The sequence below is a fragment of the Terriglobia bacterium genome, from assembly GCA_020073085.1.
Lineage (GTDB): Bacteria > Acidobacteriota > Terriglobia > JAIQFV01 > JAIQFV01 > JAIQFV01.
The window spans coordinates 16,693-42,001 of record JAIQFV010000039.1 but is presented as its reverse complement, the minus strand read 5'-3'; the positions used below and the strand labels follow the sequence as shown (position 1 = coordinate 42,001).

The window sequence follows — 25,309 nt, the reverse complement described above, 5'->3', positions numbered from 1 at the left end:
GCTTCCGGCCTCTGGCTTCCGGCTTCCGACCTCCGACTTCCGACTTTCGACTTCTGACTTCCGGCCTCTGGCTTCCGGCTTCCGGCCTCCGGCTTCCGGCCTCCGGCTTCCGGCTTCCGGCTTCCGGCCTCTGGCCTCCTGCTTCCGGCTTCCGGCTTCCGGCCTCCGGCTTCCGGCTTCCGGCTTCTGACTTCCGGCGGCGGATGGCTCCGGTTATATCGTTACCCTTTGGACGCGCTCCGCTGCTGGAAAACGGCAATGCCTACTTGGTCCTGCCGATGGGCATCAGGTAAAGCGGCTCTTCGTCGGAGGGAAGGCCCAGCGTTCGTTTTACTTCGCGGTCATTGAAGGCCGCAACCGTCACCGTACCCAGCCCCAGGGAAACGGCCTGAATGCAAACATTCTCGGCGGCCGCTCCCGCTTCCATGTGCACATATCTGGCCCCCCGCGACCCATATTGTTTGGCGGTTCGATCATAAACCGCGGCAATGACCAGCACGACAGCACCATTCCGAACAAATTCCTGATTAAGCGCCGCCGAGGCCAGAGGAGCCCTCTGGTCCTCATTCGCCATTTTGGCCAGTTCGTGCGGCCGGGGGCGGTATTTGTATATCCCCTTTTGAAGGCCCTCCACGCGTCCCACCACCAGGGAGATCTCCAGCGGATAAAGGGCCCCCGCGGACGGCGCTGTTCGCCGTCCCTCCGGGGCGGTCACTCCCTGGCACGCCCAGAGCAGTTGGGAGATTTCTTCGAGGGTCAAGGGATCTTCCCGATACTCCCGGATGGAGCGCCTTTTTTGCAATGCGCCTTCGACCGGGAGCTTGCCGTCGAACTTGGGTCCAGGCAGTTTTACGGTTTCAAGCGGCTCGACTTTTGGAGCGCCTCTTTGCGTCGGGAAGATCACAAAGGCGACGATCAACAGCAGAAGTCCAAGACCTAGGGATGCCATAAGAATTTTTCTCCTCATACCCTTTTCACCTGTGCCACGGTTGATGATGTGATGTTGCTCTCGATTCTCCGCCTGCGGCGGACACTTTGGGTGTTTGAAGGGTGCCTTTGCAGGGCAACAGGAATTGGATGGATTCCCCTCCAGTGTGGATTTTAACTCAGCTCCGATCAAAAAGAGAGCTTCACGGGTTCAAAGCACCCCGATTTATCGGGGTGATAACCATTCTCATTCCTCGTGTGCCAACCGATTTATCGGTTTTTCTGTTGAGAGCCCTTCGTTGTTCAATGGGTTTGATTTTGTCTTTTCGAAAGGCGCAGAGACGGTTGCAATCTGTTGAAGGTCTTTATAAGCGAGTTGTTCGGGAATTGAGCTTCTTGCGAAAGGATGTGGGTGTTCTCCTGCCCTGAAAGGGCCGCCTTCAAGGGTCCAGGGCAACGCCCTGGGTGAGGACCACGCCCCCCTCACGAACCCGCCGTGGCGGGTTTTCGCAAAATTTTCGGTTCCGCCATGCCGTGATCCCCAGATTGCCCTTACAGGGCAAGACAAAAAATGCAATGGCGATCACTCCCAGGGCTATGCCCTGGGCTGTTGAAGGGTGCGCTTGCAGGGCAACAGGACCTCACCGCATCGCTCTCCGGTTGAGAATTCAATCCAACTAAATTCAAAATTCGCAAATATAGAGAACGCGACACAACGGACCACCGGGACCACCCAGGCCCTGCCTCTTCACAGCACCCCGATTCATCGGGGTGTTGGCCGTCCCGATTCCCCCTGCACCAACCGATTCATCGGTTTCTTCTCATGAGAACCCTCACTGCCAATACTCCCGGTGCCAAATCTCCGGTCGCGCAAAGGGGCCGGACGGGTCAGCCTCCTTGTGTTTGTTGATGCTTGGAGCCCCAATTCGAAATGTGTCCGGTATTGAACAGACGTGTGAATAATTTCTCAATATAATGAATTGATGCATCTTCCGCCTGGAGGATTTTTCGAAGGCTGAGTTGCCACGAGACCTATTACCGTGTAGTGATTCTGCCGTTTCAAACAGTAAACCATTTCTCTTTTTCGATGTCTATAAGGTGGGGAATGGTGTCCAAAACATCAGCGAATGCGGCGTTGCGAAAAAGCAGCTGGGTATGAGGACCCTGCTTCAGCAATAACAACCTCCTTACTGCTTCTAGGAGGGCAGTGTCGATAATCACACTATGACGCCTGTACCCCATTGGGTCTGTGTCCCGCGGGGCTTTAGCGGCCGGTGAGAGATCCTCTCCATTTGAACACCGGGACCCAGGGAATCATGCCACAGTTCCTTTGCACCGTTGGACGCCTGCAAGCAGCTTCGTCAAAGGAGGCGATTCTCCCTGAAACAGCCTGTATCCAATTCTTTTTAAAAGCCATATCGCCGCCTGGACCGGGTGAGCCGGGAGGGCGCCCTGTACATTGAGGCGGCCAGAAGTTCATTTGGATGGCCCTTGGAGACCCTTGACTGTGTATAGATTGACAAAGGGGGGCGAATGGGGAATAATATAGAAGCGTTTAACCAGCCACATTCGCTCTGAGAGCGATCGAAGCATCATGTAAAGAGAGCCAAATCAAACCAGTAAATGAACCCGAAGGGAGTTGTGTCGATTGTAAAGATTTTGACACATTGTTGGGGTAATAATTCACATTGAAATACTTTCAGGGGAAGATGACAAAACCCGGTCGACTCCCACAAGAGCAGTAGCAGCACCTTGGAGGTTCACCGTGACTGGGAAACCCGGACAAGATCGGCAGGGAGTCCGAAGTCCGGAGGTTTGGCTCACGAGATCGGGGACTCGAATCGCTGTCCGTTCTTTGGAGGCTTGTTAATTGCGAATGGGTTTTGGGGATGTCTGAGGGGTAGCGGCAGAACTATGAACTCACGCATCTTGAGCTGGCTGGGTCCGCATCTGAGTGCAGAACCGGGCTTTTTGTTGTGTGTTCAACTGGGGTCTGATCGCAACCTGGGGAGCGATTAAGATCTGTTTTTTTCCGTCCCATTAAACCAGCTTGTCCAAACCCATGGAAGTGGTGTGCCAGTGGTGTTCCTGGGTCGCGTCACAGGGTAGATGTGTATTTTGCAAGTGGAGGCCGTGAGTGAAGCGCATTCTTTGGGGGTTGATTCTATTCCTAATATTGACCGGCGGGACGTCGGCCGCGGCTAAAAAGGAAAAGGACAACAAGACGAAGGGCAAGACCGACGCTTCGACACCGGCCCAGGCAGTCCCGGGATCGGGCCAGGCAACGGAGCCGGGCCAGGATTTCGTCATCGGCCCGGAAGATACATTGGTCATTAATGTGTGGAAAGAAGCCGAACTTTCGACCACGGTGGTGGTCCGGCCCGATGGCAGGATTTCGCTTCCGCTGATCAACGAGGTTCAGGCGAGCGGATTGACGACAAGGCAGCTGCAGGACCGGATTGCAGAGAAATTAAAGGATTTCATCGCTTCGCCGGTCGTGACCGTGATGGTCAAGGAGATCAAGAGCCAGTCGGTCACCATCATGGGCGAAGTGACCAGAACCGGTGTATACCCGTTCGGCTCACCGATGACGGTGGTCGAGTTGATCGGGCGCGCCGGCGGATTCAAGGAGTACGCAAAAACCAAAGGGATTCGAGTTCTGCGGAACGAAAATAGCCAGCAGCTTCAGTTCCGGTTTAATTACAGGGATTACATCAAGGGAAAGAATCCTGAACAAAACATCGTCTTGAAGAACGGCGATGTCGTGATTGTTCCCTAGGCCCATGACTTTTTGTAAGGAATGATTGCAAACGCTTGGCTGTCCCGAGGGATGGCTTGGAGGGTAGAAGTCATGAAGACAGCTTTTTTCCAGAGAATCACCAGCTTCCTCATCTTGATTGTGGCATGCTCCGGATTCGCGTGGGCCCAGGAGAGCCAGCCGTCCGGGACTGCGACGGTCGACCAGGAAAAAGAAGACCAGGATGCGAAGCAGAAAGCAAAAAAGGAAGCCGACGAGGCCAAGCGAAAAGACCGGCTTGGAATGTTCTCGGAGGTGAGAAACAACGCGACGCTGTCCTTTGGGATATCCGAGGTTTACGACAGTGATGTCTTCGGGACCATCAACGACAGGCAGGGGGGGAGCTACACCTTGCTCTATCCAAGGTTCTTTGCAAACCTTGAAAAACCCACGGTCCAACTCACCTTTGATTATGCCGGTGGGTACCGCTTCTTCAACAAGTTCACTCAGCTGAACAGCGCGATGCACAACGGGGGGATCGAATTCCGTTATCAGCCGTCCACGAGGAGTGTTTTTTCTGTGGCGGATCGAATGTCTTATTTCCCGCTTGACATTCAGGTTGCAGGGGGCCAGGCGCTTCTGCCCGGTACCGGATCCGGAGTGCCTCCCGCAGTGGTCCTCTTTAACAACAAGCCGGTGTTTAGAAATATGTTTGAAGGAAGCTGGACCTACTTGTTAAGCGGCCAGACGAGTATCCGTCTTTCAGGGACCTATAGCCCGATCCGATACCCTGATCTCCCCACTCAGGATTCCGACGGCTACACCGCAGGCTTTGAATTGAATCATCGGCTGACGCCGAAATTTGCGTTTTCAACTGAGTATAATCTTCTCTACTCCCGCTTCAACAACACATTCTCATCCCTTTCGACGCACCGGACCGGGATTGGATTCACGTATGATGTGCGACCCTCCTTTTCCGTCTTTGCATCCGGTGGTCCGGAGATGACGACAAACCTCGGGCTGAGTCGCGTCGATTTTTATGTGCGCGGTGGGGTAAGAAGGAGCGCCCGGTCGGTCACCTTTACGACGCAATACGAGCGGAGTGTTCAAAATTATTCCGGCCTGGCCGCTCCCCTGTCCAGTCAATCGGTTGGTTTCGACATCTCCCGCGCATTCGCTGGACGCTTTGTCGTTGGAGCGGGAGGGCTGTATTTTTGGAGCCATGCATTTGCCGCAACTGCCGATACTCTCAACGGTCTCCAAGTAGGGCCGAGGTTGATCTATAAGGTGAGGCCCAACATGTCGTTTACGATGAACTATTCCTATATCAAGCAGACCGGCAGTTCGTTGGCGCTCGCGCTTGGGCCACCGAGTCTTAGCCGCCATTTGATTAATTTCGGTTTCGAGTATCGCTTGCCACCGTTGCTCCGCCGGTAACGCTGGATTAAGAATTCTAAATCAGTGTGGTGTATGTTCTGAAAAGGGATGAGCTCCTGCGATGAAGGATTTTTCCAGTTTTCGGATTGAAGACTACGTCAACATGTTCTGGAGGCGGAAGTGGTATGCCATCATTACCGCCGTTGTCATTACAGGGGCGGGCGTGATCTACGCCCTTCGCATGCCCGCCATCTATAGGTCAGAAACTACGATCCTGGTCCAGGCCCAGGGCATCTCGGAGGGCTATGTCAAGCCGACCGATACCAGCCGGCCCGAAGACCGGCTGGCGGTGATCTCTCAGGAGATTCATAGCCGGAGCCTGCTGGAATCGATCATCAAAGACTTCAAACTTTTTGGCTACGGGCAGGAACCCACTGTCACGATGGACCAGGCTTTGGCATGGATGCGGGGGCAAATTGAGATCCGGCTGGGCTCCGTCAATACCTTTACAGTGGCATATTATGCGCGGCGTCCGACCCTGGCCCGCGATGTGACCCGGCGTCTGGCGAACGATATGATGCGGACGAGGACCTCCTCCCGCGAGGAACAGGCGATCGTAACCGACCAGTTCCTTGATGACCAGCTTCGCCAAACCGAAAGGGATCTGGCGGTCCAGGAAACAAGATTAAAGATCTTTAAGACCCAAAACCTGGGGGCGCTTCCGGAACAGAACAGTGCCAACCTGGCGGCCCTGAACGGGCTGCACAACCAGCTCATTGCCAACGAGAGTGCGATTCAGCGGGCCCAGGACCAGCAGTTAATCCTTGAACAACGTCTGGTGGATGTGAAACGCATGGATTCGTTTTCTCAAGAGGTGATCTCGAAGGTCAGCGGGAAGAACGGATCAGGAACGGTTTCTTCCGGTTCCCGGGCCGGTCTGCTGGCGCAGTTGGAATTGAAACGGAAAGACCTGGCGGACTTGTCCCTCAAGTATACCGACAAGTTCCCCGACGTTGTCCGGCTCCGGCGTGAGGTCCAGGATCTGGAGCAACAGCTGAGTCGGCTTCCCGCGCCGGTGGAGACGGAGGGCGACTCCACGCAGGGAAGCACGACCACAGCCGCTTCAGCGGGAGCAGACAGCGATACCTCGGCGGTCAAGTCTCAGTTGGCCATCCTCAAAAGGGATGTTGCTGCCCGCCAAAAGGAACACGGGGACATCCTGCAACAGATCCGAATCTACCAGGATCGGCTGAATCTTTCGCCGCGCATCGAACAGGAACTGCTCTCGATCAACCGCGACTATGAGGCCGCCAAGGAACATTATAAGAGTTTACAGGACAAGAAGTTCAATGCTCAGGTCTCGGCGAATCTGGAAAAGAGCAATAAGAACGAAGTGTTCAAGGTGCTGGAAGAAGCAAACCTCCCGGAAACCCCGGTAAAGCCCAACCGACGCCAGGTGGCGTTGATGGGGTTGTTCGCGGGCGTCGTTTGTGGACTGGGATTGGTTGTCGGCATCGAGTTTCTTGACCCGACTTTGGGCGATGAAGATATCGCGGGAGCCCAGTTGAAGCTGCCGGTTTTGATCTCACTCCCCGAAATAAGAGAAGACGACCGGGCGGCGACCAGGGCAGCGCAGCGGGGCGGCCGGATGGCCAAGCGTGCTTAGCGTCCGAGGGTATGGGCCTCGAGTGAATTTCTGCTGAGGGTTTTGGCACTGGGGCCAGAATAAAATTCAGCTTAGGTGAGCATCTGAAATGTCAGAGATACTGAAGGGATTGAGAGAGGCGAGAAAAGAAGGCCGGGAGGCCCTCCCATTAGGGTTAAACGATCCGGCCGAGTTGAACCCTCGTCGGATGGAGTTAAGGACACCCAACACAGCGGAGATCCGCGTGGAAAATCATTTCACCGCGGTACAGAGGCCGTTGAATACGGATCCGGTCTTCAATCTGGACACCGCGGACCATCGGGTGAAGACCATCCTCGATCCTCACACCATTGTGGGGGAACAATACCGATTACTCCGGACGAAGCTTTCCGCCATGCAGAAGGAGAAGGGCCTCAAGACGCTCCTCATCAGCAGTACCGTGCCCAACGAAGGGAAGACCCTGGTCTCATGCGGTCTCGCGGTCATCCTGGCGCAGGAACCGGGGAAGCGCGTGCTGCTGATCGACGCCGATCTTCGCAAGCCGGATGTTTCCCGGACCCTGGGGCTGACCGAAGAAGATCGGTTTGATGGTTTGAGCCGCGTGTTGCGCGGTGAGTTGAGTCTTGAGGAAGCGGTTTTGCCGTGTGCGGAAGAGGAGCTGTTTTTCCTGCCTGCCGGTCCGGTTCCCCGGAACCCGGCTGAGTTACTCAGCTCCCGCCATCTTGAACTGGCGCTGAAGACGGCTGCCAAACTCTTCAATTGGGTGATCATTGATTCCCCGCCGGTGCTTCCGCTCTCGGACACCAGCATCCTGGCGCCTCACTGTGATGCGGCGTTGCTGGTCGTTCACGCCAATTCAACGCCCGCTAAGCTCATTAAAAGCGCCATCGAAGCGATCGGTCGGGAGAAGATCTGCGGCGTCGTTCTCAATCGCGTGCGCCATATCAGAACGTCGACCTATTACTATTATTACCATCACCATCACATGCGACGGAAGAAGTAATCCAATGTGGCACGTATTTCGACAGTACCTCGCGTTTCGAAAGTTTGGAACCATCGCCATTGAGCACATGGGATTGGTGTGCTGTGTCCTGGGCGCCATCGAGATCCGCCTGCTTCAAGAGCATTATTCCTTCCGCGAGTTTGACTACCCCTTTCTCAAGGCCGTCGTGTTTGGCCTGGTCTTCCAGTACTGCCTGCATCTGAGAGACGTCTACGATTTCCGCAAGACCTATACCAGCGCCCACTTCTTCGGGCGCTTGGCCCAGGCGCTCTTCGCGGCCGTCGTCGTGCTCAGCATCCTCTACTATAGTTTTCCCTCCTCCATCCTGGAGCCGAGCGTCTTCGCCTTGAGCCTTCTTCTGGGCTCGGTATTCCTGACGCTTTGGCATATTCTGCTGCGTTTCTACTTTGACGTCCGCGCGCCGCACACCAATCTCCTGGTGATTGGAACCGGACGGCTGGCCCGGGAGTTGGTCTCCGAGATCCTTCGACACCCGGAGATGGGAATGAAGATCTGTGGCTTTGTCGATGACGATCCCGCGCTTCTGAATGTTTCGGTGGTGAATCCCAAGGTGGTCGGCGCCTCGGCCGATCTCCCTAAGGTTGTCAACGACTACGGTGTGGATCAGATTGTTGTGGAACTGGAAGACCGCCGCGGGAAGCTCCCCATTCACGAGCTGCTCTCCATGAAAATGCGGGGAGTGGGGATCGAGGAGGCTACGGCGGTATACGAGAAGGTGACGGGGAAGATTGCGCTCGAAAATCTCAAACCGAGCTGGATGATCTTTAACGCCGGCTTCAGCGCCTCCCGGAGCATGCTGGTCCATAAGCGGATCCTTTCAGTGGTCCTCTCCACATTGCTCCTCCTGGTGTTCAGCCCGGTGATCCTGCTGTTCATGGCGCTGATCAGGCTGGATTCAAAGGGTCCGATCTTCTTTGGTCAGGAACGGGTGGGGCAGGATGACAAGGTCTTCACCCTGTGGAAATTCCGTTCGATGCGCGACAAGGCGGAGCAGGAATCCGGTCCGGTGTGGGCCGCTGCCAACGACGATCGCGTGACGCGGGTGGGGAAGATCCTGCGGCGAACCCGGATGGACGAGCTGCCGCAACTCTGGAATGTCCTCTGCGGTGACATGAGCCTGGTTGGACCGCGTCCGGAACGCCCCTGCTTCATCAAAGAGCTGGCTGCGTTGATCCCCTTTTACCACCTCCGGCACTCCGTCAAACCCGGCGTGACCGGCTGGGCCCAGATCAATTATCGCTATGGAAGCTCGGTGCGGGACGCCGTCGAAAAGCTTCAGTACGACCTCTTCTACATCAAACACATGTCCTGGCTGCTCGACTTCGTGATCGTGTTTGAGACCGTGAAAACGGTGCTGGTCCGGAAGGGATCTTAGAGAGGGATTGCGAAATGGTCATCTTGAATTGGTCTTGAGAAAGAAGTCCTCCAGGAATTGCACACGTCGTTTGACAGGTTTGACGGTTGAATTCAAGCGTTTCCTCAACCGCCGGCGTCGACAATGGGCGCCGCAGGTATTTGACGAACTCCGCCCCTTACTCCCAGAGAATTCAAGAAACCTCAAGCCAGGGTCGGCAGACGGTCCCTCTGAAATTCATGTATGATGAAAGATACGGAGGCCGTATGTTTGACAAGGGTACCTCGCTGGCAGCTTCCGAGGCTTGAACCATGTCAATGGCTCTTGTTGCACTCAACCTGTTTCATTGCAGGAGCAAGGTGGAGGGTCAGCACCCCGGCGATTCGGTGTGCTCGAAAGATCCAGATCATGTTCAACCGGTTTCAATTTGCAACTTGCCCGGTTGATCTACGGGATCAATGGATCTGCGACAGATTCGATGGGTTCGAATTTGGACAGCACCCCGATTTATCGGGGTGTCAGGAAGTGGACAAGAATGCCTTTCAACCGTTTCAACGGTTTTCGAGGCGAATGGAATAGAATCCCTTTGAAGAACCGGGCGGCAGTGAACCAGAAACCGATGAATCGGTTAGATTGAAGGGACAGAGGAAACGGCCAACACCCCGATGAACCGGGGTGGCTAGGAAGAGGAAGAGAATGGCTTTCAACCGTTTCAACGGTTTTCGAGGCCGACGAAGATAGTTCGTATGAGGAACCGTGAATATTCAGAAACAGAACCTGATGAATCGGGGTGCTCCAAAGGCCCAGATCAATCGCTTTCGAACTGCCGGCTAAATCCATGTTGAATGCGCTGACCATCGATGTTGAAGACTACTACCAGGTGTCGAATTTCGAACCGCTCGTGGGCTTCGAAAACTGGGGACGATATGCGAGCCGGGTGGAGCTCAACACCCATCGGCTGCTGGATCTGCTGGACCGTCACCACACGAAGGCCACTTTTTTTGTGCTGGGATGGGTTGCCGAGCAAAATTCCCCGCTGGTCCGCGAGATTCACGAGCGGGGACACGAGGTGGCATCGCACGGTTATTCCCACCGGCTCGTTTACGACCAAACACCGGTACAGTTCCGCGATGAGACACGGCGATGCAAGGGGATTCTTGAGCAGCTCATCGGTCAATCCATCCAGGGTTACCGCGCGGCAAGCTATTCCATCACCAAAGAGAGCGGCTGGGCGCTCGAGGTCTTAAGGGAAGAGGGATTTGTATATGACTCGAGCATTTTCCCGATCCACCATGACCGCTACGGGATCTCAGACTCTCCACGTTTCTGCCATGAACTGGACGGGCAGTTCGGGAAGGGCTTGGTCGAGGTCCCGCTGTCGACCCTCCGGTTCGCCGGCCAGAACGTCCCGATCGCAGGCGGTGGGTATTTCCGTATCTTTCCCTACGCGATTACGCGTTGGGGAATCAGGCGGCTCAATCTCAAGGAGCACCAGCCCGCCATCGTCTACCTCCATCCGTGGGAAGTGGATCCCGATCAGCCCCGCATTCAAGCCGGCCTGCTGTCAAGTTTCCGGCATTATAGGAATCTGGACAAGACTGAAGACCGGTTGACCCGTCTGCTTGAGGAATTTCAATTCGGGCCGGTGCGAGAGGTGTTAAGGGAAAAAGGATTGATTGAATCATCCGGCACGGCCTATTGAAGATAATCGAAAGAACGACGCGAGCCATGGAATTGATGATGACTCATACCTCTGCTAAAAGGCCCGTCGGGAAGCTTCGGAATTTTCATTCACCGATTTTCGAGCCAGGAGTTCAAGATGCAGGCCCGGAGGGCCGCCAGAATGTAGCCCCGTCTGAGCCCCGCGCTTTTTCCTTTTGAGGATCCGCCATGGGGGGAAGATCCGTCCGCCGTAGGCGGAGAGCGAGGGTGGGTGAGGGCAGAAGGTGAAAGAGAGTCCTATTGGGCCCGGAGGGCCGCCAGAATGTAGCCCCGTCTGAGCCCCGCGGTTTTTCCTATTGAGGATCCGCCATGGGGGGATGCTCCGCGTTCCTTGCGGCGCGAGGGTGGGTGAGGGCAGAAAGTGAAAGAGAGTCCTATTGGGCCCGGAGGGAGTCCTATTAGGCCCGGAGAGTCCTATTGGGCCCGGAGGGCCGCCAGAATGTAGCCCCGTCTGAGCCCCGCGCTTTTTCCTTTTGCGGGGCGAGGGCGGGGTAGGAATGTAATGAATAGCCAAAGCCGCGGAGCGGCGACAGAATCATTTAATATGCCCTCGGGGCCCCGCAAGCGGGGCTCTGACCTTTTTTTGACCGTTACCCCACCCTCGCTCTCCGCCTACGGCGGACGGAGCTTCAGGTGGGTCTACATTCTGACAGGCCTCCGGTCTTCTTTGCGCCTCCTTTGCGGTTAAATGAGTTTCTATCTTATGGACATTCTTCGATATCTGTTTTGGATCTTTCTCGCCGTCATCGCCTACGTCTATCTCGGGTATCCGCTGCTTATTTTTCTATTATCAAAAATATTCTCGAAAGAAGTTCGAAAGGCCCCAATCGAACCTTCGGTTTCGATTCTGATTTCCGCTTACAATGAGGCGGGACAAATCGGCAAAACCCTTGAAAATAAGTTGGGCCTCGATTATCCCGCCGGCAAGGTTGAAATCCTCGTCATCTCCGATGGCTCTACCGACGGGACGGAAGAGGTGGTGCGACGATATTCGGAGCGGGGCGTGCGGCTCTATCGGCAGGAACCGAGGGCGGGCAAGACCGCCGCCCTGAATTTCGCGGTTCCCCAGGCCACGGGTGAAATCCTGGTGTTTTCAGACGCCAACTCCATTTATGAGAGAGAAGCCCTTCGAAAACTGGTGAAGAACTTCAGCGATCCGAAGGTCGGGTACGTGACCGGAAAGATGATTTACGCCAACCCTGACGGGACAGTTTCCGGCGAGGGGTGTTCCACCTACATGAAGTACGAAAACCTCATCCGCCGATGCGAGACAAGGGTCGGCTCGATTGTGGGGGTGGACGGCGGGATTGACGCGGCGCGAAAATCGCTGTACCAGTCGATGCGCCCCGATCTCCTGCCCGATTTTGTGCTTCCGCTCCGCGTGGTGGAGCAGGGATACCGTGTCGTGTATGAGCCGGAGGCGATCCTGCGGGAAGAAGCGCTGGCCTCCTCCAGCGACGAATACAGGATGCGGGTCCGCGTTTCGTTGCGGGCCTTCTGGGCACTTCATGAAATGAAGCAACTCCTGAATATCTTTGCCCATGGTTTTTACTCTATTCAATTAGTGTCCCACAAGATTCTCCGTTATCTCGCCTTTGTCTTTTTAGGGCTTGTTTACTTGTTCAACCTGGGGCTGTTGACCGCCGGGCCGTTGTACCAGGCTCTATTCGCGATTCAGACTCTTTTCTACCTGTGCTCCGCCCTGGGTTACTACACGCAGCGGAGAGGCAAAGGATCGAGGCTTCTGAGCGTGCCTTTCTATTTCATCCTGGTCAATCTGGCCTGCGCGCATGCGTTTCTGAAATTCCTGAGAGGAACCCGGCAGGCGGTGTGGAGCCCCCGGACGGGTTGAAGCGATGGACTTTCTTGGATTGTTGAAAAAGTCATGGCCGCGGGCCATCCCGTTTTTTCCGGAATCTATTTCTCGGAGAAGGGGACGGCGCGACATCGTTGTCCTCATGTACCACGAGGTCTTGAAGGATGCGGAGGAGATTGAAGCCTGGACGGTGGTCAGGGAAAGCGCCTTCCACGAGCAGATGGAATACCTGAGCGGTAATTTTCAGATCGTTTCTCTGGACAAGGCGCTTCAAGGAATAAATTTTCCCCGGGAAAAGGGAGAAGGCCTCGCCGTGGTGACCTTCGATGATGGTTATTCCGGCAATTGCAGGGTGATGCTGCCGATCATTGAATCGATGAAGATCCCGGTCACGGTCTTTGTCGCGACCGGAGCGGTCGAGGCTCAGGCCCGGTACTGGTACGATCGGCTGATCCTGGCGCTCCAACCCGGCGGCGCCGAAGCAGTCACCCTCGATCTAAGAGAATTCGGTTTGAAAAAATACTCGTTCAGCCCGAAGGACCGGGGCGAGACGCGATGGACCAGGATTCAGAGACTGCTGACTGATCTCAAGACCCTTTCTCCAGCCTCAAGAGAAACGGCCGTGGCATCGGTGCTGGGCCAGTCGAACCCTCGTCCTCAAGGGGCACAGTCGGCACTCACGCCGCTGTCGCTGGAGGCCCTGAAGGCATTGGCGGCTTCCCCCTGGGTCACCCTCGGGGCGCATTCCCATTGTCACAACATCCTCGTCCAACTCGAGAAGGACGAGATTTCAAAAAGCATCCAGACCTCCAAATCACTATTGGAGGATTGGACCGGACGTCCGGTCACCCATTTCGCCTATCCCAATGGGGACTACAACGCGAAGGTCATGGAGTGCGTCAGGAATGCCGGATTTGTCTCCGCGATGGCCACTCACCCTCGTGCCTGGAATAGATCGGATTCCCTGTACGCCATCCCGCGGGTGGGAGTTGGCCGGTATGATTCGCTGGACTCATTCAAAGCGACGCTGGCGAGGGCGTGAACGACATGCGAAAAGGTCCCATCAAAGTGATTTACTTAATGGACTATTTGGGTGGCGCCGGAGGGGGAACCGAAAACCAGTTGCTCCTGCTCATCAACCACCTCGACCGGAGCCGGTTTGATCCTTCCCTATGTGTTTTTCGATCGACCCCTTTTGTCGAGGAGCATGCGTTCCCCTGTCCCGTAAAGGTCTTGAATGTTCCCAACCTGGTTCGGTGGAATACGCTGAAGCAACTCCTGCACTTGAAGAACCTCATCCGCCAATCAGGGACAGAAGTCGTTCATATCCTCTTTAACGATGCTTCCATCGTCGCTCCCTTCTTTTGCAGGATGGGAGGGGCCAGGGTGATCGTGGCCCGGCGGGACATGGGTTTTTGGTATGATTGGACCAACCTCGCCCTGTTGCGCCTCAGTAACCTGTGTATCGATCGGCTGGTGGCGAACAGCGAGGCGGTCCGCAAAAATGCGGCGCGCAAGGAAGGTGTTTCGGCAGCGAAGAGCCTGGTCATTTTCAACGGACACGACCGGGGGCGGTTTGAGGCTCCGCCCTCCCCCGGTTTTCGGGGGACGCATGGAATCGGAACTGACGATCCCATCGTCGGCATGGTGGGCAGGTTGACGACGATCAAGCGACAGGGGGATTTGGTTCGAGCCTTCAAGATTGTTCAGGAAAGGCATCCCCGCCTGCATCTTGTGTTCGTGGGTGACGATCGGGAAAAAAGCTCGTTGATGGAGTTGGCGCGGACACTTGGCGTCCTTGAGAAGGTTCATTTCCTGGGGAGTGTTCAAGAGACTGTCCCGATCATCAAGCATTTCACCGTCGGTGTTCATTGTTCCAGCTCAGAAGGGCTGTCGAATGCCATCATCGAATACATGGGCTGTGGCAAGCCGGTGGTCTGCACCCGGGTTGGAGGAAATCCGGAGCTGGTGGAAGACGGGCATAACGGCTACCTGGTCGAGGTGGGTGACGTCGAGGGCATGGCCGACCGGATGGGTCGAGTATTGTCCGATCCCTCACTCGCCCGCGAGATGGGTTCCCGCGCCCAGAAGCGCATCTTTGATGAGTTTTCGGTGGATCGGATGGCGAGCGCTTACATGAAGCTGTACGAAGATTTGGCGAATGGGACTTTGGCATGATGGATCAACCCTTATCGGTGGGTGCCGCAGGCATGAGTTTTGTGTCTGGGGTGCCGCAGGCATGAGTTGTGTGTCTGGGGTGCCGCAGGCATGTGTTTTGTACATGCCTGCGAGGGAAGGGGCACGAAGTCTAGGTGGTTGGGTTGAGCACATCGGAGAAGGACGCGCAGGCATGCAAAGAGCGCATACCTGCGGCACCCGCCAAGAACGCATGCCCGTGACAACCGGTGGGCCCGTGACACCCGGCGAGTCTGTCACACCTGGGGTGCCGCAGGCATGTGTTTTGTACATGCCTGCGAGGGAAGGGGCGTGAGGTCTCGGTGGTTGGGTTGAGCATATCGGAGAAGGAAGCGCAGGCATGCAAAGAGCAGATACCTGCGGCACCCGCAAAGAACGCATACCTGCGGCACCCGCAAAGAACGCATACCTGCGGCACCCGGCGGGTCCGTCACACTTGGGGTGCCGCAGGCATGTGTTTTGTACATGCCTGCGAGGGAAGGGGCATGAGGTCTCGATGGTTGGGTTGAGCATATCGGAGAAGGAAGCGCAGGCATGCAAAGAGCGCATACCTGCGGCACCCGCAAAGAGCGCATGCCTGCGGCACCCGGGGGGTCCGTGGCACCCGGCGGGCCTGCGGCACCCGCAAAATGGGATAAGAATACTTCGAGGATTGGATGCAAGCCGATGTTTGAAGTTTTGAAATCGGATCTCAGAAGGTATTTGCAGAAGGGAATGCCGCTGTCAACGCGAATTGAGGTCGTTGTGTGCACTCCGGGCATTTGGGTGATTTGCATCTACCGCATGGGCAGCCGCGTATCAAAAATATCAAACCGGGTCATCCGAAAGGGATTGATGATTCCCTTGCGGCTTCTGCAGGTCCTGATTGGTGTCCCCGCGGGCATTGACATTTCCTTTGATACCCGCATTGGGAAGGGGTTTTATATTGGGCATTATGGCGGAATCGTGCTGCATCATGAGGTTGAGATTGGAGAATACTGCAACATCTCTCACGGGGTGACCATCGGGCTGGGCGGCCGGGGTGAAACGCTCGGATGTCCAAAGCTAGGCGATCGGGTTTATATTGGGCCGGGGGCCAAGGTCTTTGGGAAAATCACGATCGGCAATGACGTGGCGATCGGGGCCAACGCCGTCGTCCTGAAGGATGTTCCGGACCGGGCCGTGGTGGGGGGCGTACCGGCCAAGATACTGAACTTCAAATCGAGCTCGGATTTTATCCGGTTATGACTTTAATCATGGAATCCCTGGATGAGGAATCCGAACGTGGCAGATAACAAGGGACACGTCTTCAGGCACTTTGTCGTTTACGGCCTTGGGATTGTTCTCATGAATGCAGCGGGATTCCTGCTCATCCCGCTCTATGCCCGATATTTGTCGACCGCGGAGTTTGGAATCCTGGAAATTATCGGGCGCTGTGTCGAAATTTCAACCATCATCTTCGCTCTTTGGCTGGGCATGACCAGCCTGAGTTTTTACTCCAAGGAGACGGATGAAGACCGGAAGAACACGGCCATTTCGACGGGACTGATACCCCTGCTGGCGCTTTCAATTTGCAGTGTGATTATCTTTCTGGCGTTGGCAAGGCCCATCAATCACTATTTCTTCGGGAACGATCGCTATCTGTATCTCTTCAGGATGGCCGGCGTCATCATGTTTGCCGAATTGTCCTCTTCGGTGCCGATGGCGTACCTGCAGGCCCGGATGGCGTCCGGCTTTTACATTGGAATTTCATTGGCAAGGCTTCTGAGCACGCTGGTGCTGACCATCGTGGCCGTGGTCGTTCTGAACATGCGGCTTAAGGGCGTCATCCTGAGCAATATGATTGTTGGCCTTTCTTTTGCTTTCATTTTGGTCGGATATACGCTTTATAAGACGGGACACAAGTTTGATTGGCCAATGTACAAGAAGATGCTGACCTTCGGACTCCCCTTCGTCCCGGGGGCGCTTTTCCTTTTCATGTTAAACAATGGGGACCGGTTTTTTATCCAGAGGATGCTCGACAGTTCCTCGGTCGGGGTCTATTCGCTGGGCTACAAACTCGGGACAGTGGGAGGGACGTTTGTATTGGGTCCGTTCATCAAGGTATGGGGACCTTACATGTTCAAGTTAGACCGGGATTCCGAGGACCGGAACGCTTTTGGCAGGTATTTTTTGTTCCTGATTCTGGCCTATTGCCTGGTGTCCCTTCCGCTCGCGCTCTTTTCGAGAGAGATCATCAGGATTATAGCGGCGCCCGGTTACTGGGAGGCCTATAAGATTGTCCCGTGGTCCCTGGTGGCGTATCTGTTTTGGACTGCGGCAATTTTTCCGGACAGCGCTTTCTATATCACGGGAAAGACCATTTACAAGCCGCTGGTCATGGGAGCGGCGGCAGCCTTGATCTTTCTCCTCTACTGGTTGCTGATTCCCGTCTATGGGATTATGGGTGGTGCGTATGCCACGTTGATTTGTTTTGCGGTTTATCTGGGCTTGACCTGGTTTTTTGCGCACCGCATCTACCCCGTGAAATATCCCCTCGGGAAGTTCGCCTATGTCCTCGGACTCGGAATAGCCCTTTATTTAATTGGAATCACATTCCTCGCGGGGCTGAGCCTGTGGCTCCAAGTGGTCTTGAAGTGCGTCCTGGCGCTGGTTTACCCGGGCCTGATCGTCGCATCCAGGGTGTTGGACAAAGGCGATTTGCAAACTGCAAGGCTTTATATCGTTACGATGTGGGGAAAGATTACTAGAACGAGTGATGCGGTACCCACCAGTTAACTCCCTGGCGCTTCGCATCGGCCGGCCCGCAATCCATGCGCAGTAAAGCGGAGGTGAAAACATGACCGTAAGGTGGATCAGACAGGCGCTCTTGCGCCTGGACGATTATAGGAATGGCGACAAACGTCTGAGTTACCTGCCGGAAGTGAAACGGGAGTGTACGCTTCCTCGAGAAGAATTGCTCTCGCGGCAGTGGGACCGCGTCCTCAAGATCCTCGACCTGGCATACGAACAGATCCCGTTTTACAGGGACCGATTCCAGGAGGCAGGAATCACTCCGAAATCCATTCAGGCGCCCTCCGACCTTTCGAAGATTCCATTTCTCACGCGCGAAGATTTGAGAAACCATCAACGCGAATTGATGAACCCATTAGTAAGACCGGAAGACTTGATTCAAACCGCCACGGGAGGGACGACCGACTCCCCGGTCCATCTGGCCCTCGATCGTGAATGCTTTGCCAGGAGGCGGGCCTGCACCCTCCATTTCCAACGATGGTGGGGAGCAGGCCCGGGCGACCGCGTTGCATCTCTGTGGGGAGCAGAGCAGGACTATTCCAGGACCGAGTCTTTCAGGAGCCGGGTGCGTGGATGGGTGCTCGGAAGGGCACTCTATCTGCCCAGCTCGTATCTCAACGATGGGATAATGCAGGGCTACTATGAGAAACTGGTGGAGTTTCGTCCTAAGACCATTCAGGCCTACCCAACGCCTTTGTACCTGTTTGCGTGTTTTCTTGAAAAGAACAATCTCCAATTGCCGATCCACTCCATCAATGTGGCCGCGGAGTATTTATACGGATATCAGCGGGAGAAAATCGAGTCGGTCTTCTCCACCCGAATCTACAATTGGTACGGGGCCAGGGAAGTGGGACATATTGCAACCGAATGCAGTATCCATCAGGGGATGCATTTGAACTGTTATGGACTCTATGTCGAGGCAGTCAAAGATGAAAAGTTAGTGGAAAACGAACCTGGCGACCTGATTTTCACGGATCTATTTAATAGAGCGATGCCCATCATTCGATACAGAATAGGAGACCTGGGAGTCATCTCGGCTCGGGCATGCGCTTGTGGTTCGGCCCTTCCGCTACTCGAGGAAGTGACGGGCCGAAGCACGGATGCGTTTTGGAATAGAGACGGATCCTTCACTGCCGGTGCATCGTTTTGTGGCCGGATCATGAAGGAATGCCAGGGAATCAAGCAACTTCAGATCATTCAGAAGGACTTTGAGCGTTTTCAGTTGAATGTTGTAAAGGGAGCAAATTTTCGGGAAAAGGAGGTCGAAGAGCTAAAGCAGCGAATCGGCGATTTCTTGCATGCACAATTGACATTTGACGTCGTTTTTGTGAATGAGGTCTTGCCGGAGCCATCAGGGAAAGTGATTTTCTGCAAATCGGAGGTCGGGCGCGCCTTAACTCCAAATCGTGAGGGGGGCCGTTCCACCCCAGTCTAACCGCAGGAGGCGCGGAGGGGTCTCCGCCTCTCTACTGTCTAATTGTCTCGCGCCGCAACGGCAACAGGAGTCCATAATGGATATCTATGCAGGAATCGTCAGGCATGCCATTCACCCGCTCTGGGTGCTCAAGGATGGGAAATGGTCACTGTTCAGATACCTGCGCGAATTTGAGGAATTTCAGTACCGGGACCCACAGGCCATCAAAGAATCGCAGTGGAGCAAGCTGGGCCGTTTGATCGGTCACGCCTACGAGAATTGCCCGTTCTACCGCTCGCGCTTCGACGCGGCGGGCCTGAAACCGTCGAGCATTCAAGATCCATCCGGCTTCCGGAAGATTCCGTTACTCACGAAGAAAGACATCCAGGAAAGCCTGCCGGCCCTGGTCGCCACCAATTACAATCTCAGCGACCTTGTCGCCAACAAGACGGGAGGATCAACGGGCTCTCCCCTGCGCTACTACCACGACCGCGAAAGAATCATTTCGATGGAGGCTTCAGCAATCCGCCATGACCGATGGACCGGCTATAAAGTGGGCGAAAAGATGGCCGGGATCTGGGGAAGCCGAACGGATTTGTCCGGTGTGCGGGGGTGGAAAGGAAGGATCCGGAATTTGCTTTTTAGAAGCGGGGCGGTCCTGGACAGCTCTTCGATTACCAATGAAAGCCTGGCCCATTTTGTCGAGGTGTTGCGTGAGTTCAAGCCCAAGAGCATCTTGGCCTATGCGAATTCGGTCTATGTGTTTGCCCAGTATTGCAGAGAACATGGAGTGACCGACATTCACCCGGCATCGATCATCACCTCGGCCGAGGTGCTTCACGATCACGAGCGGGTTCTGATCGAAGAGGTGTTTGGCTGCAAAGTCTTTAACCGTTATGGCTGTCGTGAGGTGTCGGTGATTGCCAGCGAGTGCAGCGCCCACACCGGCCTGCACATCAACGCCGATACGCTTTATGTGGAGTTTGTGGATGACGACGGCCAGGCGGTTTCACCGGGACAACAGGGAAACATCATCATCACCGACCTGCTGAATTTCGGGATGCCTTTCCTGCGGTACAAGATTGAGGATGTTGGCAGTCCGTCCGATACGGTGTGCCCCTGCGGACGAACGCTCCCGCTGATGCAGATGGTGGCCGGGCGAACTACGGACTTCATTGTGACCCCTGATGGCAGGCGCGTGTCGGGTGCGGCCCTGACCATCTACCTGATCTCCAATGTTTCGGGGATACGCCAGGCTCAAATCATCCAGGACGTGCTCGATCATGTCACGTTCAAGATCGTTCCCGGGCCCGAATTTAAGGACAGTGGGCTGGCCGCCCTGAAGCAGAAGGTGCCCGATTTCTTCGGAAAGGACATGCGCTTCGACATCACGTACGTGGACTCGATTCCCAAAGAGCCCTCGGGGAAGTACCGCTTCACCATCTCAAAGGTAGGGAATCAGGGATGAGGAAGAAAGAGTTGTGTGATGAAAGAGGATGGAGTGCCCGGAGTTGTTTTGGGAGACGACAGACTCCGCTCATGACCGAACGGTGAGATGCAAGCCCGGAGGGTGAGCCCCAAGTCTATGAAGCAGGATTGGAGCTTGGGGTTTGGCGTCAGGACGACCTTTGCAGGTCCAGGCCCGGAGGGCTGAAAGAATGTAGACTCTGCTCATTCTGAGTCGGGCCCGGTTGGACATAGGCCCGGAGGGCTGAAAGAATGTAGACTCCGCTCAGCTTGAGCTGGGCGCGGTTGGACTTAAGCCCGGAGGGCTGAAAGGGAGGGCTGAAAGAATGTAGACTCCGCTCAGCTTGAGCTGGGCGCGGTTGGACTTAGGCCGGGAGGGCTGAAAGAATGTAGACTCCGCTCAGCTTGAGCTGGGCGCGGTTGGACATAGGCCCGGAGGGCTGAAAGAATGTAGCCCCGTCTGAGCCCCGCGCTTTTTCTCTTTGCGGGGCGAGGGCGGGGTAAGAATGTGAAGAATGGGCAGAGCCGCGGAGCGGCGAAAGACGGGTTTCAATTCCAAATGCGTCTTGTCTTGTATTTGAAGATTTGTTTCATGCATGTTCAACAGCTCTTTCGCCCCGCAAGCGGGGCTCAAATGCCTTTGGGAATCCGGCACCCCACCCTCGTCCCGCAAAGAACACGGGACTCAGGTGGGGCTACATTCTTTTAGCCCTCCGGGCCATGGATCGAACGCGGGACATGCGCCAGGGCGAATCTTCGACAGGGGGGGCTACATTCTTTTAGCCCTCCGGGCCATGGATCGAACGCGGGACATGCGCCAGGGCGGATCTTCGACAGGTGGGGCTACATTCTTTTAGCCCTCCGGGCCATGGACCGAACGCGGGACTTGCGCCATGGCGGATCTTCGACAGGTGGGGCTACATTCTTTTGGCCCTCCGGGCCATGGATCGAACGCGGGACATGCGCCATGGCGGATCTTCGACAGGTGGGGCTACATTCTTTTAGCCCTCCGGGCCATGGATCGAACGCGGGACTTGCGCCGCGGACCAAAGATTGAATGCCCCTGACGACGATGGACACATTACGCCTCACCGGACGAATCGATGGAGGGAATCCGCAAGAGGAAGGCGCCATACGCCAGACCGCTGACCGGAATTTCGTGATCAAGCCTTACAGCGAGGATGGCGACGCCGGCTACAAATTTCGTCTGGATGTGGATGTGGAGAACCCTGGGGAAGGCGAAGCCGACCTGAGTTTGATCATCGACTGGGAGGAATCGCAATACAACCAATATCGGGACGTGGTTTATCTCGGAACGGGCGGGGATGTTTGGCAGCCCTTGCAGGGGAAGATTGAGGATTCAACGGTCCTGCTGGATTTGAAGGTCCCGGCCGGGAGGAGTCATCTGACCCTGAATCCGAGCTATGGCTACTCGCGCTACATGGAGCTGATCAATCGCCTCGATGAAGGCGCTCCTTTCTCCAAGTCTCGCTTATATACAACCACCCGCGGCAGGGAAGTCTATCTGCTCAGGGCCCGGGCTGAAGGCAGGACTTCAAAGCGCATCCTGGTGACGGGACGGACACATCCCTATGAATCGGCCGGATCGTACGCGGTCGAAGGCATCGTGGAGGGCATGCTCAACGGACTTGATCGGGAGCAGTTGAAAGATTGTGACCTGTGGATTCTTCCGATGATGTGTCCCGACGGCGTGGCGGACGGACTGTGCCGATTGAATGAGCCCGGGGCCCCTGATTTGTCGCGTGAAATCGATTCGGGAAACCCCCTTTGCCGGGCTTACATGGACCTGATCGATGAAATCAAACCCACCTTTTTTCTGGAGTTCCACAATTGGATGTTAAGGAATAATGATGGCATTTTCTATCTCTCATGGTGGCCGATGGTGGCGACGATCGGGCGCTTGCGTCGAGGGATTCCAGAAACCCGGAGGAAGCCCATGATCAGGGGGCTGGATCGATGGATCATGAAGCGGCGAGCCGCCGGTTTAAAGGGGTACGCCGCCCGGCGGCATTCCGGGCGTTGCATGACCGTGGAATATCCGTGGCATGGCCGCAGTGTCCGCGACCTCAAAGAACTGGGGATGCAGACACTCCTCGCGGTGGTGCCGATTGCATGAGACGCGCTGCAAGCCGTAGTTTCGATTTCAGGTGCTGTAGGGGCGCATAGCTATGCGCCCCTACGCTGATTCATGTACGATTTTCAATGAGGTCCGTATTGGTTTGGTTTCATGAGTTAATAGAAGGGTATGATGCCTGAGGATGAGATTCTCGTTTTGAAATAGAGTACGGTAATTATTCAGCTGCCTGATGGAAAACTTATCTTTTAGGGTCTATCTGGTTTTCATCGTGAGCTATTTGGTTCATCTGCCGGCGCGATACTCTATCCTGGGCGCCATCCGGTTCGACCTGATCCTCGTCGCTTTGATCGGTGCTACGCTTTTCTTCAGCAAACCGAAGCGGACGGGCGAAGGGCTGAGCCTGACCAGCAAGATCCTGATCGTTCTTTGGATCGACATCCTGGTGTCGATCCCATTCGCGGCCTGGCCGGGCACCGTCATTCAAGCGGGCATCCCCAACATGATTGCGTCTGCGATCTTTTATTACTACACCATCACTCTCATCAATAGCGAGAAGCGATTAAAGATATTTATCCTGGTATTCGTCGCGTGCCAGTCGTTGCGGGTCTTCGAGCCCCTGTACCTTCATTTTACGACCGGCTATTGGGGCGACTCGACCAACATGGGAGGGGCGAAGCTTCTCATGATGGATCGATTGGCCGGCGCCCCGACAGATACCGTCAATCCGAACGGTCTGGCCGCCATCATCTGTACCATCGTTCCCTTGTATCACTTCCTTGGCTTTCAATCTTCGTGGAAGAGCAAGGTGGTGTACCTGGGTGCGATGCCGCTCCTTGCCTATGCCCTGGTGCTCACGGCATCGCGTTCCGGGTTTCTTGCTTTTCTGGTCATCCTGATCGGTATTCTCATTAAATCGAAAAAGAAGGCGCTCATGGTCGGGGCAATGGTTGTTTGCGGGGTGATATTTGTCGCCAGTCTGGATCCCCTCCAGAGAGACCGGTACCTCTCGATCGGCGAATCTGATGTCGCGGGCAGCGCAACAGTCGAGGGGAGAATGGAAGGGGTGGTCGCCGACTTCAAGGCCGGCATGGAGCGGCCTGTTTTCGGGTCCGGCCTGGGTACGTCGAAGGAGTTGAACTATCACACCCGGGGAATCGCCATGCCGTCGCACAACCTCTACATGGAGACATTCGAAGAACTGGGAGTAATCGGATTAATAATTTTGCTGACCTTTATGGGGACCATCATTTCGAATTTCCGGTTCGTTGTCAAAACGACGAGCGGTTTGTTGGATAAGAAAGGCTACCTGTCACGCCTCGGCAATGCCCTTCAGGTTTGGCTGTGGATGAACATATTGTTCAGTTTTGCGAGTTACGGCCTGAGCACCTACTCGTGGTATCTCTTCGCCGGATTGTCGGTAGTGGTCAGAAAGTTGGCATTGGAGATCCCGCGCCAGGAGGAGGGAGCGCAGGCGCCATGAGCGAGAGAATCAGAATATTGACTGTGATCAGGCATCCTGTGGGGGGTATCCGGACCTACCTGAAGTACACTTACGGGCATCTAGATGAACAAAAGTACGAATTCACCATCCTCACGGTTCAAGGCGATGAGGCACAGCTTATCCTAAAGGATCTTGAGAAATTCGGGGTGAATCTGGTTGAGGTCGAGGGGCGGCATCCATTGGCCGGGATGATTTGGAGGATGTTTTTGATGATCAGGGGCCGAAGGCATTGGGACCTGATCCATTCCCAGGGCTACACGGCCGCCATGGTGGCTGTCCTAGCAAGTGTCTTCTCACGTACTTGTCATGTGGTGACCCCTCACGAAGTTCTCCGGCAGGATCAATTCGCTGGATGGCTCGGCCCGCTCAAAAGAAAGATTCTGGGCTTTCTGCTCTCGCGGGCTGACGTGATTCAATCGGTGAGCCATGACGCGCAGGAGAATCTGGTGGAGTACCTTCCCGTCCTGCGAAGACATCCATCAAAGCTTGCGGTCATCATGAATGGAATTTCAGTTGAGGAATTCGATCAAGGCTCAATCGAGGGGGGTTCGACGTTCAGGAAGGACAATGGGATCGGCGACGAGGTGGTGTTGTTTGGTTTTTTCGGCCGGTTCATGCCGGCCAAGGGATTCACGGTCCTCATCGATGCAGTGGAGGAGATCGCGAAGGGCAACGGGATCAAGCGGGACTTCAAGGTGGTGGCTGTTAACGATGGGGCCTTTATTCGGGAATACAAAGCGATCATTGCGCGGAAGGGGCTGTCGAATTACTTCCTGTTCTCCGGTTTCATCCCCAAGGTCGCTCCGGTGATGAGGGAGATGGATGCGGTGGTCATGCCATCGCTCTGGGAGGCTTTTGGGCTTCTGGCAACAGAAGGAATGATCGCAGGGGTTCCTGTGATCGCTTCGAACTGCATCGGCCTGCGGGAAGCGGTCAAAGATACCCCGGCGATCATGGTCGAAGCGGGCGATTCGCATTCGATTGCGGAAGGAATGCGCAGATTTGTGAGCGATGAAATGAGGTATAAAGAGGAAGCAAGGCGGTTCATTCCGATCGCGAAATCCAGGTTTGATTCTAGGGTGTCGGCCGCGAAACTCGATAATCTGTTTGATGAGGCGATCAATCATCGCATGAAGGGAACTGTTCCTGCTGGTGCGGGTTAACCGGGCTTTGGTAACAGATGAGGTGCAAGTAATTGGAATCCGAATTGGAGGACGCCGGACAAAGATATTGGGTTGGTTTCCTTCCTGCGCGGTCAC

The 25,309-nt window shown here is 55.3% G+C and carries 17 protein-coding genes; 16 read left to right on the top strand and 1 reads right to left on the bottom strand.

Annotated features, from left to right (window positions below):
* Positions 1-262: 262 nt before the first annotated feature.
* Complete coding sequence (locus LAO21_21565; protein ID MBZ5555309.1) at positions 263-949, bottom strand: SagB/ThcOx family dehydrogenase; 687 nt, start codon at positions 947-949, stop codon at positions 263-265.
* 2,115 nt (positions 950-3,064) lie between these two features.
* Between LAO21_21565 and LAO21_21560 the strand changes: the two genes are divergently transcribed.
* The 16 genes from LAO21_21560 (at position 3,065) to LAO21_21485 (ending at position 25,213) form a co-directional block, all read left to right on the top strand.
* On the top strand, positions 3,065-3,706 hold the full coding sequence (locus LAO21_21560; protein ID MBZ5555308.1) for a polysaccharide biosynthesis/export family protein: 642 nt from the start codon (positions 3,065-3,067) through the stop codon (positions 3,704-3,706).
* Positions 3,707-3,778: 72 nt separating this feature from the next.
* On the top strand, positions 3,779-5,101 hold the full coding sequence (locus LAO21_21555) for a hypothetical protein (protein ID MBZ5555307.1): 1,323 nt from the start codon (positions 3,779-3,781) through the stop codon (positions 5,099-5,101).
* A gap of 61 nt (positions 5,102-5,162) precedes the next feature.
* Positions 5,163-6,707: a hypothetical protein gene (locus tag LAO21_21550; protein MBZ5555306.1), complete on the top strand. Its 1,545-nt coding sequence runs from the start codon at positions 5,163-5,165 to the stop codon at positions 6,705-6,707.
* An 88-nt stretch (positions 6,708-6,795) separates the two neighbouring features.
* Positions 6,796-7,689: a CpsD/CapB family tyrosine-protein kinase gene (locus LAO21_21545; protein ID MBZ5555305.1), complete on the top strand. Its 894-nt coding sequence runs from the start codon at positions 6,796-6,798 to the stop codon at positions 7,687-7,689.
* Positions 7,690-7,693: 4 nt separating this feature from the next.
* On the top strand, positions 7,694-9,085 hold the full coding sequence (locus LAO21_21540; protein ID MBZ5555304.1) for a TIGR03013 family PEP-CTERM/XrtA system glycosyltransferase: 1,392 nt from the start codon (positions 7,694-7,696) through the stop codon (positions 9,083-9,085).
* An 817-nt stretch (positions 9,086-9,902) separates the two neighbouring features.
* A complete protein-coding gene (locus tag LAO21_21535; protein MBZ5555303.1) occupies positions 9,903-10,766 on the top strand; it encodes a DUF3473 domain-containing protein in 864 nt (287 codons plus the stop codon).
* 723 nt (positions 10,767-11,489) lie between these two features.
* Entirely contained in the window at positions 11,490-12,638 is a 1,149-nt protein-coding gene (locus tag LAO21_21530) for a glycosyltransferase family 2 protein (protein ID MBZ5555302.1), read from the top strand.
* Between the two features lie 4 nt (positions 12,639-12,642).
* Positions 12,643-13,644 (top strand): polysaccharide deacetylase family protein, encoded by a 1,002-nt coding sequence (locus tag LAO21_21525; protein ID MBZ5555301.1) that lies wholly within the window; start codon positions 12,643-12,645, stop codon positions 13,642-13,644.
* Positions 13,645-13,649: 5 nt separating this feature from the next.
* Complete coding sequence (locus tag LAO21_21520) at positions 13,650-14,780, top strand: glycosyltransferase (protein MBZ5555300.1); 1,131 nt, start codon at positions 13,650-13,652, stop codon at positions 14,778-14,780.
* A gap of 684 nt (positions 14,781-15,464) precedes the next feature.
* Positions 15,465-16,025 (top strand): serine O-acetyltransferase, encoded by a 561-nt coding sequence (locus tag LAO21_21515; GenBank protein ID MBZ5555299.1) that lies wholly within the window; start codon positions 15,465-15,467, stop codon positions 16,023-16,025.
* A gap of 36 nt (positions 16,026-16,061) precedes the next feature.
* Positions 16,062-17,555, top strand: coding sequence for an oligosaccharide flippase family protein (locus tag LAO21_21510; GenBank protein ID MBZ5555298.1), 1,494 nt, complete (start codon positions 16,062-16,064; stop codon positions 17,553-17,555).
* Positions 17,556-17,616: 61 nt separating this feature from the next.
* A complete protein-coding gene (locus LAO21_21505) occupies positions 17,617-19,005 on the top strand; it encodes a hypothetical protein (protein MBZ5555297.1) in 1,389 nt (462 codons plus the stop codon).
* Positions 19,006-19,081: 76 nt separating this feature from the next.
* A complete protein-coding gene (locus LAO21_21500; GenBank protein ID MBZ5555296.1) occupies positions 19,082-20,452 on the top strand; it encodes a phenylacetate--CoA ligase family protein in 1,371 nt (456 codons plus the stop codon).
* A gap of 1,071 nt (positions 20,453-21,523) precedes the next feature.
* Positions 21,524-22,588: a hypothetical protein gene (locus LAO21_21495; GenBank protein MBZ5555295.1), complete on the top strand. Its 1,065-nt coding sequence runs from the start codon at positions 21,524-21,526 to the stop codon at positions 22,586-22,588.
* 190 nt (positions 22,589-22,778) lie between these two features.
* Positions 22,779-24,029 carry an O-antigen ligase family protein gene (locus LAO21_21490; protein ID MBZ5555294.1) on the top strand — a complete coding sequence of 417 codons (1,251 nt, stop codon included), beginning with the start codon at positions 22,779-22,781 and terminating at the stop codon, positions 24,027-24,029.
* A complete protein-coding gene (locus tag LAO21_21485) occupies positions 24,026-25,213 on the top strand; it encodes a glycosyltransferase family 4 protein (protein ID MBZ5555293.1) in 1,188 nt (395 codons plus the stop codon). Before LAO21_21490 ends, LAO21_21485 begins: the two co-directional genes overlap by 4 nt.
* Positions 25,214-25,309: the final 96 nt, after the last annotated feature.